The following is a 10,178-nucleotide window of genomic DNA, read 5'->3' as shown; positions in this document are numbered from 1 at the left end:
TGGCATTGCCGCCGGCGACGCTGTCGTCGATCACCAGCACCTTGCGCATCTCGGAAACCTTGCGGTCGAGAGCGGCCCGGCGCTTGGTGACGCCTGATGTGTAGATTCGCCCAGCCAGGAAGCTGTCGAGATCGGTCATCGGAATGTTCGCCGCAAGGCTGACCAGCGTCGCTGCCAAAACGCCGCTTCTCGGCACACCGACGACCAGGTCGATGTCGCGCGGCAGCCGGTGCAGGCCCCTGACGATGGCGTCGTTCATATCGGAGATCGATCGGTAGTGCATGGTTCAGACCTGGTCCTGGAGGAGATGTCCGTAGCAGTCGAAGACGCCCAAATTATTGCGCTTCGCGCGGCGCTGCCGCAGGCAGCCTTGCCGGCAGCATCTTGAGCGCCTCGCGCAAGGCTTCGCGGCCGGAGGCGAATGCCAGTGCGATGATGATCGTGATGAGGTAGGCGAACACGGCGCTGCTGGCCAGGGCGACGACATGCTGCTGCGGCAGCGCTGGCTTGACGAACCAGATCGCGGCCAGCGCCAGATGGGCGCCAAGCACGAACGGCGTTGCCGCGCGCAGCACATGATGCGCCTGCAGCGGTCCGCTCTTGCCGACATAGAGCCATAGGAAAGGCGTCCGCAGATATTCGCTGATCGCATAGGCGATCGCCACGCCCAGCGCGCCATAGGGCAGGCCGAGCATGAAAGCCAGCACCGACGTTACGGCCGTTATGATGCCCCAGCGCATGAAATCGCCGGAGCGGCCCTGGCTGACGAAAAGCCACCCCGCCGGATTGTTGAGCGGCTGCAGCAGCCCGGCAAAGCCGAGCGCCAGGAAAATCGAGGCGCTTGCGCGCCATTGCTCGCCGAGCACGAAGGGGATCAGCACATCCGACATCGCGGTGGCGAAGGCGACACCGGGAAGCGCCACCAGCAGGATCAGCGGCATGACGCGCAGATAGGCGCTGCGGTAGCGATCCGGCTCGTCCTTCAGCCTGGAAAGTGCTGGAACCATCACCTTCGACAAGGGATTGGTGATCTGGCTCAGCGGAAACAGAAGCAGCTTGTAGGCGCGGTCATAGAGGCCGAGCTGCGCCTCGCCCCAATATTTGCCGATCAGCACGTTGTCGAGGTTGCGGGCAAAGAAATTGGCGAAGTTGAAGCCGGTGATGCCGGCGCCGAAATTGATCAGCTCGCCGATGCCGGCGACCTTGCGCGGCAGGCCCGGACGCCAGCGCGAACTCGCCCAGTAGCAGAGCGTCGGCAGCACGGCACCGGTCAGCGTGCCGGCAAACAGGGCCCAATAGGAGCGATCGATGAAGGTCCAGGCGATCGACACGGCAAGCCCGGCGATGGCGCTGGCGACGTCGATGACGGCCAGCCGGCCGAACTGCATACGGCGCGTCAAGAGCGCCAGATGCTGGGCGCCAAGCCCATAGGCCATGATCTGCAGCCCGAACGCAGCCACCAGACCTGTCACGCGCGGCTCGCCATAGAAGGCAGCAACCAGCGGCGCCGCACCCGCAAGCACGCAAGCCAGGATCGCGCTGACGGCGACATTGATCCAGAAGAGGTAGTTCACCTCCTCATGCCGGATGCCTGATTTCTGGATCGTTGCCTGGGTCAGGCCGAAATCCTGGAACAGTGCGATAAAGGCAAGCACCGGCGCGCACATCGCCACGACACCGAAATCCTGTGGCGACAACAACCGGGACAGGACGATAACCGACAGAATCTGTGTCGCGACCCGCACCGATTGCGCCATGGCCGTGACGACCGCGCCGCGCCCAACCGATTTGCGCAAGGAGCCTTCTGGCGGATCGAATGCATTGGCTTCCAAATTCAGGATTCCTGATTTTTTACGTGGATTTTCGAGCCCGAAAATCCACGACCGCCGCCGACCACAAACTACGGCAATAATTTTGCAGTGCAACAGAAAACGTCGATTGGTGCAGCAAAAATGTTGCGATGCAGCAAGAGCTGTACTAGCATTCCCTCGGGTGGGCCAACAGCGGTCGAGTTTTTATGCTGCATGTCTTGTACCTAGTGCACGACGTTTCCGACCCGGCGGTGCGCCGGCGGATCACGATGCTCAGGGCAGGTGGGGCCCAGGTCACCTTGGCCGGATTCCGTCGCACCGCGAATCCGATTGCGGATATCGAGGGACTGCGCCCGATCGACCTCGGCGGGACGCGTGACGGGCGATTCGGCCAACGCCTCGCGGCCGTAGCCAAAGCAGCCGTTTCGATAGGCTCGAAGCTGGGCGGCATGCCAAAGCCGGATGTCATCGTCGCGCGCAACCTGGAAATGCTGGCGCTTGCCCGCCGCGCCAGGTCAGCCTTCGGTGCATCGGTTCCGATCGTATACGAGTGCCTCGACATTCATCGGCTTGTGCTGCGCAACGATGTCCTGGGCAAGGCGCTGCGTGCCACCGAACGATTTCTGGCCAGGGATGTGAAGCTGCTGGTGACCAGTTCGCCTGCCTTCATCGCCAATTATTTCAAGCCGTTCGGCCAGGTCGCGGCACCCATTGAGCTGGTCGAAAACAAATATTTCGAGGCCGCGACGATTGTGCCCGGCGCTCCGGAGGCTGAATTGAGCCCGGTCGGCCCGCCATGGCGGATCGGCTGGTTCGGCGCGCTGCGCTGCCGCCGCTCGCTCGAGCTGCTGGCTGATTTCTCCCGCCGCACGGAGGGCCGCTTCGAGATCGTGCTGCGCGGCCGTCCGGCTTTGTCGGAATTCCCTGACTTTCACGGCTTTGTCGAGGCCGAGCCATGGCTGTCGTTTCTCGGGCCCTACCGCAATCCGGAAGACATGGCGGCGATCTACAACGATGTCCATTTTTCCTGGGCGATCGATTTCTTCGAAGCGGGGCAGAACTCCGAATGGCTTCTGCCCAACCGGCTCTATGAGGGTTGTCGTTTCGGCGCGGTGCCGATCTCGATGGGCAATACCGAGACCGGGCGGTTCCTCAAGCAGCAGGATATCGGCGTGCTGTTGCCGCAGGCGTCGCCCGAAGCGCTCGAAGCCGCGCTAGGCAAGATGGAGGAGCATCGCTTCGCCAGGCTGAAGGGGCGTGTTCTGGCGCGCAACCCGAGAACCTGGAGCTACGATCGCAGCGATTGCCGTGCGCTTGTCGAGCGGCTGCGCAGCCTGACGGCCGTGCCCGGTTCGTTTGCCGCCGAGGCATTGGCTTAGGATGGCCGGGAATGGACAGGGGCAAGATGGACAGAGGTTGATGATGCAGACGGAAAAACCCTCATCCAGCCTGATCGTCATCCCATGCCTGAACGAAGCCGCCCATATCGGTGCGCTGCTCGATCAATTGCGGCCCGCGGCCGCCCGGCTTGGCGCCCGGATCATCGTCGCCGACGGCGGCAGCACCGACGGCACGCTTTCCATCGTAGACGACGTCATTGCCAGGGACCCGCGGGTTATCCTGCTCCACAACAAGCGGCGTATCCAGAGCGCGGCGATCAATCTCGCCGTCGGTACTTTCGGCGATGGTGCCGACTATCTCATCCGCATCGATGCGCATGGCGGTTATCCCGACGATTATTGCGACCGGCTGGTCGAGGAAGCCCTGGCTACATCAGCGGATTCGGTTGTCGTTTCGATGCTGACCAGCGGCAGCGGTGCCGTGCAGAAAGCGGCGGCCGCGGCGCAGAACTCCAAGCTCGGCACCGGCGGCTCGAAGCATAGGCATCTTTCGCAGGGACAGTGGATCGATCACGGCCATCATGCACTGATGCGGATATCGGCGTTCGGTGCCGTCGGCGGCTATGACGAAACGTTCAGCCACAACGAGGACGCCGAGCTCGATTATCGCCTGCGCAAGGCCGGCTACAAGATCTGGATGAGCGGCAAGACGCAGATGGTCTACTACCCGCGTGCCTCGCTCTCAGGCCTCTATTTCCAGTATCTCGGCTACGGTCGCGGGCGTGCCAAGAATGTACTGAAGCATCGCGTCATCCCGAAGGTGAGGCAGATGGTGCCGCTGCTGGTGTTCCCGGTGGTGCTGCTGGCGGCCTTCTCCTTCGTGCACTGGCTGGCGGCGATGCCGCTGCTGCTGTGGGCGTCGGTTTGCCTGGGCTACGGGCTAGTGGCGGCTATCCGCCAGCGCAAGGCCGACGTTGCGCTGGCCGGTGTCTCGGCCATGGTCATGCATCTTGGCTGGTCGGTCGGCTTCTGGCTGCAGCTTCTCGGCCTCGGCTCGCGACGAGGAGTGGCCTGATGGCGGTGTCGGCAAAGGACCGCAGCATCGACATCGGCGTCTGCACGTTCCGCCGGCCGGAACTGGCCGACACGCTGCGCTCGCTCGACGCCATGGAGATGCCGGTGGGATTCGATGTCCGCATCGTCGTCGCCGACAATGACGACACCCCATCGGCCCGTGACCTGGTGGCGGCGCTGTCGCGGGAATTGACGGTGCCGATCCACTATCAGCACGCCCCGGCGCGCAACATCTCGATCGCCCGCAACGCCTGCCTCGATGCGAGCACCGCGGATTTCGTCGCCTTCATCGATGACGACGAGACGGCCACGACGCCATGGCTTGCCGAACTGGTCGCGATGGCGCAGCAAAGCGGTGCCGCCGCCGTGCTCGGCCCGGTCAGGGCGCGCTATCGCCCGGACGCGCCGGACTGGATGCGGCGCGGCGATTTCCATTCGACTTTGCCCGTCTGGGTGCGCGGCGAGATCCAGACCGGCTACACCTGCAACGTTCTGCTGCGGATGGGCTCGGACAGCCTGCGCGGCCGCCGCTTCAGCCTGGCGCGTGGCCAGACCGGCGGCGAGGACACCGAATTCTTCGACCAGATGCACAAGGCAGGCGGCCGCATCGCCTTCTCGCCCGAGGCATGGGTCGAGGAGGTGGTGCCGCGCTCCAGGGCGGCATTCGATTGGCTCGGCCGCCGCCGCTTCCGCGTCGGCCAGACGCATGGCCATCTCCTGGGCAGCAGCGCCAGCGGAATCGGTCTGGCCAAGCAGGTCGGCCTGGCCTCGGCAAAGGCCATCTATTGCTTCGCCTCGGCACTTCCGGTCGTCGTCAGTCCGGTACGCAGGAACCGCAGCGTGCTGCGCGGCATTATGCATCTTGGTGTCGTCAGCGGCCTCGTCGGCATCCGCGAAATCCGCCTCTATGGCCAGCCGTCGCCACAGCAGGGAGGCAAGCGTGCAGCCTGACGTCAGCTCTATCCCCGATGTTTCCTTCGTTATTGCCGCCTACAATGCCGAGACGACCCTTGATCGGGCGATCGCCAGCGCCATCGCCCAGAAGGGTGTCAGCGTCGAAATCATCGTCGTCGACGACAAGTCGCGCGATGCGACGCTCGATGTTGCGCGGGCCTATCCCGGGGATATCGTCCGTGTCATCGCCCTGCCAAGCAATCGCGGCCCGGGCGGCGCCAGGAATGCCGGCCTCGATGCCGCCCGCGGCAGATGGATCGCGGTTCTCGATTCCGACGACGCGGTCTTTCCCGGCCGGCTCGCCAGGATGATCGCGCGTGCCGAAAGCGCGGATGCCCAGATCGCCGTCGACAATCTGCAGGTCGTTCGCGAGGACGGCGTTATCGAGGACGCGATGTTTCCGCGGCAATATCTGGAAGGCTTGCGCGAGATTTCGCTGGCCACCTACATCGCCGGCAACGTCGTCTTCGAATCCAAGTTCAACCTCGGCTACCTCAAGCCGATCTTCCAGCGCGAGTTCCTGAACGAAAACCGGCTTCGCTATGACGAGAAGCTGAGGATCGGCGAAGACTACATCCTCTTTGCCGCCGCCCTGGCCAACGGCGGAAAATGCGTCGTCGAGCCCGATATCGGCTATGCCTACCATATTCGCAGCGTCTCCATTTCGCGCGTGCTCGAGCTTCACCACGTCGAAGCCATGCGCAGGGCGGATGCCGTGTTCGCTCAAACCCATCGGATGGATGAGGCCGCGCAGGCCGCGTTCGCGCGGCGTGGCCGCAGCCTGCGCAAGGCGGCATCGTTTCTGTCACTGGTACAGCACATCAAGGCGCGGTCCCCGCTCAAGGCGATCCGGACTGCGCTCAGCGACCCGGCGGCGGTCAGGCATATGGGCATGCCGATCGCCGTGCGGTTGCGAAGAATGGCGGCACAATTTGCCGTCGGGGCGGGGAGGTGAAGATGCAGGCACATGGAGGGAATTTTCGTGGCCTGTGAACGGATTGAAGTCGATCTCCTCAGAAGGAATTTGCGATGAAGAAAATCAGGAAGGCCGTGATACCGGTGGCGGGGCTTGGAACGCGGTTCCTGCCGGCGACCAAGTCGATGCCGAAGGAAATGCTTCCCGTCGTCGACAGGCCTGTCGTCCAATATGCGGTGGACGAGGCCTTCGAGGCGGGCATCGAGCACATCGTCTTCGTGACCGGTCGCAACAAGGCGGTGATCGAGGACTATTTCGACCTGCATCCGGAATTGATCGGCACCCTGGAGCAGACCGGCAAGAAGACCCAGCTGGAGGCGCTCGAAAGCATGCTGCCTGTGGCCGGCGCCACCAGCTTCATCCGCCAGCAATCCCCGCAAGGCCTCGGCCATGCCGTCTGGTGCGCGCGCGAGGTTAGCGGCAACGAGCGCTTCGCCTTGCTGCTGCCGGGCATGGTGTGCTTCGGCGGTCGCGGATGCCTCGCCGAAACCGTCGAGCTTTATGAGCGCACGGGCGGCAACGTAATCGCCGTCGAGCGTTGCGAACCCAGCGAGACCAACAAATATGGCATCGTTGGCCGTGGCGCCGAGATCGGCGGCGGTTTCGAGGTGACGGCCATGGTCGAGAAGCCGGCGCCGGCCAATGCGCCTTCGAATTTCTACATCAACGGCCGCTACATCCTGCAGCCGGAGATTTTCGCGCTCCTGGGCAATCAGCAGCGCGGCGCCGGCAACGAGATTCAACTGACGGATGCCATGGTTCGTCTGTCGAAGGATCAGCCGTTCTTCGCCCAGCCTTTCCTCGGCCGCATGTTCGACTGTGGTTCCAAGGAAGGGTTCATCCAGGCCAACATCGCCTTCGCGCTGGCGCGCGACGACATGAAGGGTCCGGTTTTCGAGATGCTTCAGGAGTTCGTCCGGTCGCATGAACGCCAGGAAGAAGCCGCATAATGCCCATCTTTCGGGAGTATCGTCAGATGGCCGGCGAAGAGGGGCCGGCAGGTTCTCTCCGTCTGGCACGACGCTTGCATTGCTCTGGCGATGCTCCCGATCTTCGAGGCGCCTGCAAGCCAAGGCATGATCCCTGAAAGTGGGTCCCGGTTTCCGGAAAAGATCATGTTGAAACAGTAAGATAGAGCCAATTGCGATCAATCGGAATAGGACCGGCTCTAGAATTGGACCGAAGATGAATTATGCCAACTTTCCTCTCGACAAGAGGATGCCATTGCCGAATTCGGACGCAGGAGACGGCGAAGACTTCATCGATATCGAGCGGCTGCTTGGCATGGCCGCACGGCAGGCCAAGGTGGTTGCCGTGTGTGCCGTCATCGGTCTCTTCCTGGGCCTGCTCTATTTGCAGACAACGCCGCCCAAATATCAGTCGATCGCCAGCGTGCTGATCGACGAGGGCTTGAACAAGATCGTCGACGACATTTCGGCGACGTCGACAACCATGCAGACCGATTCCGCCATCCTGAGCCAGATCGAGATCCTGACCTCGACGCGGCTTGCCGCCGTGGTCGTCGACAAGCTGAAGCTCGACCAGAACGACACGTTCATGAATCCGCCCCAGTCGGCGCTTGCCCAAGGCATAGGCCTCATCCGCAGCCTGATCCAGTATGTCCGCCCCAGCTCTTCCATGCCGGGTGGCGCTGACTTCAGCAAGCTCGACCCGGCCGCCCGCGATGCGCTGATCGCCACGTCGCGCCGCGACTACGCGATCCTCAAGCTGCAGAACGAGATCCGGGCGGAACGCGTCGGCCGAAGCTACGTCATCGCGCTCGGCTATCAGGCGACGGATCCGGCCTTGGCAAACGCCATCACCAAGGCCTATGCCGATGCCTATCTCGCCGATCAGCTCGATGCCAGCTTCGATGCCACCGAGCGGGCTGCGGTCTGGCTGCAGGGCCGGTTGACGGAGCTGCGCCAGAGCTCGCAGGCAGCTTCGCTCGCGGTTGAGAAATTCAGGGCTGAACATGGGCTGGCGGCCAACAGCGATGGCCAGCTGATGAGCGACAAGCAGCTTTCCGACCTCAACGCCCAGCTTATCGTGGCGCAGGCCGACACCGCACGCGCCAGCGCCCGCTACCAGCAGTACAAGGCCATCGTCGACAGCGGCTCCGAAAACGCTTTCAAGGATGCCGCCATATCGAGCGACCAGCCAAGCAGCTCGGTCATATCGGCGCTCAAGACCCGCTACCTCACGGTGGCCAAGCGGCTGCAGGACGTCGAGGCGAATTTCGGCCCCGAGCACCCGCAGGCGGTGGCTCTCTCCAAGGAGAAGGCCGACATATCGACGCAGATTTTCGGCGAGCTGAAGCAGCTGACCGAAAGCTATCGCAACGAATATGAGGTGGCGCAGGCACGCGAGACCGCGCTCAGGGCCAACGTCGCGGCCGCGCAAGGCAAGAGTTCCGTCGACAACCAGACGCAAGTCAAGCTGCGTGAACTCGATCAGCAGGCGACGGCGCTCACCACGCTCTATCAGACATTCCTGGGTCGTTACGAGGAAGCCGCGCAGCAGCAGTCCTTCCCGGTCGGCAAGATCCGCATCATCTCCGACGCGTCGATGCCGATGACGGCCTCAAGCCCGCGCACCATCGTCGTGCTCGGACTTTCGCTGGTGCTTGGCCTGCTGATGGGCGCCGGCTTTGGTGGCCTGAACGAGTTTAACGAACGCTTCTTCAGGACCGGCGAGGACGTGCGCGACCGCGTCAACCTGAAATTCCTCGGCTACCTGCCGACGATCGGCGGCAAGCTCGGCAAGGAAGAAAAGCCGGGCGAGACCCAGGTGGACGCCAAGACCACCCAATCGCTGTCTTCAGCCGAAAAGCGGGCGCGCATGCGGGTCAGCATCGATTCTCCAGCCTCGATGTTCTCCGAAACGCTGCGCAGCGCCAAGATCGCCTTCGACGTCGTGATGGAAGGGCAAGGCAGCCGCGTCATCGGCATCATCTCGGTGCTTCCCGGCGAGGGCAAGTCGACGGTCGCGGCAAATCTCGCCGGCTTGCTTGCCGCCAATGGCTCCAAGACGCTGCTGATCGACGGCGACTTGCGCAATCCCGGCCTCAGCCGAGGCCTTGGCATGGAAACCGAGCAGGGCTTGATGGAAGCGGTGGTCGGCGGCCAGACCTGGCAGTCCGTCGGCAAGATCGACAGGCAGACGAAGCTGGCGATCATCCCGGCGGTGCTGCGCGGTCACTTCTCGCATACCAGCGAACTTCTCTCCTCGGCCGGCATGCGGCGCTTCATCGAGAACGCCAAGGAGACGTTCGAATACATCGTCGTCGATCTGCCGCCGCTCGGACCGGTGGTCGACGCCAAGGCCTTCGCGCCATTGGTCGACGGTTTTGTACTGGTCACCGAGTGGGGGCGCACCCCGCGCGCGATGGTCAGGTCGATGCTGGAATCCGAACCCTATGTCGCCAACAAGATCGTCGGCGCGGTGCTGAACAAGGTCGATTTGAAGAAACTGGCCAAATACGGATCGTTCGGCGGCTCGGAAAAATTCTTCGATAAATATTCGAGCTACTATCTGGAAAAGTCGGAAGTGCGCGGCAAGGCGCCGGTCTGACGTCGAGTGGGTCCACTCTGAAGTGTATCGATCTTCAGGCCAGCACACCTGAATATCGTTGCGCGTCAGGAGAAGATCAGCCTGCCTTGCTTGTCGGCGATCCTGACGGCGGTCAGGCGTCCGCTCTGGAAGGCGGCCGTGTCGATGCCGAGCCGGCGCCCTTCGAGCTTCGGGACATCCACCGGCGTATGCCCGTGCACCACCCAGCGGTCGAGCAGGTGCGTTGCCTCGAAGAAGTCCGAACGGATGTTGATCAGGTCATGGTCGGTTTGCGCCGCAAGGTCGACGCCGGGCCTGATGCCGGCGTGGACAAACACGAACTTCCGCGAACGGACCATGATCGGCAGCCCGCGCAGGAAGCTGACGTGATCGTCCGGAATGATCTCCCTTATGCGCCGGTCGATCTGCGCGCTGCTCCCGTAGAGGCTGGTGAGGCGCGCCGGATCGATG

8 protein-coding genes and 1 pseudogene are annotated in these 10,178 nt (G+C 63.2%); 6 read left to right on the top strand and 3 right to left on the bottom strand.

The window, feature by feature from the left end:
* The coding region (locus EN925_RS09680; RefSeq protein ID WP_164894170.1) for a phosphoribosyltransferase at positions 1-283 on the bottom strand (283 nt) is incomplete at its 3' end.
* Between the two features lie 52 nt (positions 284-335).
* Entirely contained in the window at positions 336-1,832 is a 1,497-nt protein-coding gene (locus EN925_RS09675) for a lipopolysaccharide biosynthesis protein (protein ID WP_013528104.1), read from the bottom strand.
* Between the two features lie 185 nt (positions 1,833-2,017).
* Here EN925_RS09675 and EN925_RS09670 point away from each other — a divergent pair, with 185 nt between their 5' ends.
* From EN925_RS09670 to EN925_RS09645, 6 genes are all read left to right on the top strand, one after another.
* The gene (locus EN925_RS09670; RefSeq protein ID WP_127369356.1) at positions 2,018-3,190 is read left to right on the top strand and encodes a glycosyltransferase; all 1,173 of its coding nucleotides are present in this window, start codon (positions 2,018-2,020) and stop codon (positions 3,188-3,190) included.
* 43 nt (positions 3,191-3,233) lie between these two features.
* Positions 3,234-4,226 (top strand): glycosyltransferase family 2 protein, encoded by a 993-nt coding sequence (locus tag EN925_RS09665; protein ID WP_063173531.1) that lies wholly within the window; start codon positions 3,234-3,236, stop codon positions 4,224-4,226.
* Positions 4,226-5,176 carry a glycosyltransferase family 2 protein gene (locus tag EN925_RS09660; protein ID WP_127369355.1) on the top strand — a complete coding sequence of 317 codons (951 nt, stop codon included), beginning with the start codon at positions 4,226-4,228 and terminating at the stop codon, positions 5,174-5,176. Before EN925_RS09665 ends, EN925_RS09660 begins: the two co-directional genes overlap by 1 nt.
* Complete coding sequence (locus tag EN925_RS09655) at positions 5,166-6,134, top strand: glycosyltransferase family 2 protein (protein WP_027164271.1); 969 nt, start codon at positions 5,166-5,168, stop codon at positions 6,132-6,134. Before EN925_RS09660 ends, EN925_RS09655 begins: the two co-directional genes overlap by 11 nt.
* Before the next feature lie 74 nt (positions 6,135-6,208).
* The gene (locus tag EN925_RS09650) at positions 6,209-7,105 is read left to right on the top strand and encodes a UTP--glucose-1-phosphate uridylyltransferase (protein ID WP_128336487.1); all 897 of its coding nucleotides are present in this window, start codon (positions 6,209-6,211) and stop codon (positions 7,103-7,105) included.
* 235 nt (positions 7,106-7,340) lie between these two features.
* Positions 7,341-9,728: a polysaccharide biosynthesis tyrosine autokinase gene (locus tag EN925_RS09645; RefSeq protein ID WP_027164272.1), complete on the top strand. Its 2,388-nt coding sequence runs from the start codon at positions 7,341-7,343 to the stop codon at positions 9,726-9,728.
* 65 nt (positions 9,729-9,793) lie between these two features.
* Here the strand turns inward: EN925_RS09645 and EN925_RS09640 are convergent.
* Positions 9,794-10,178: pseudogene (locus EN925_RS09640) on the bottom strand (serine/threonine protein phosphatase); the annotation flags it as partial.

The organism is Mesorhizobium sp. M7A.F.Ca.US.006.04.2.1 (assembly GCF_004022915.1).
Lineage (GTDB): Bacteria > Pseudomonadota > Alphaproteobacteria > Rhizobiales > Rhizobiaceae > Mesorhizobium > Mesorhizobium ciceri.
This window is presented reverse-complemented; position numbering and strand designations above follow the sequence as displayed.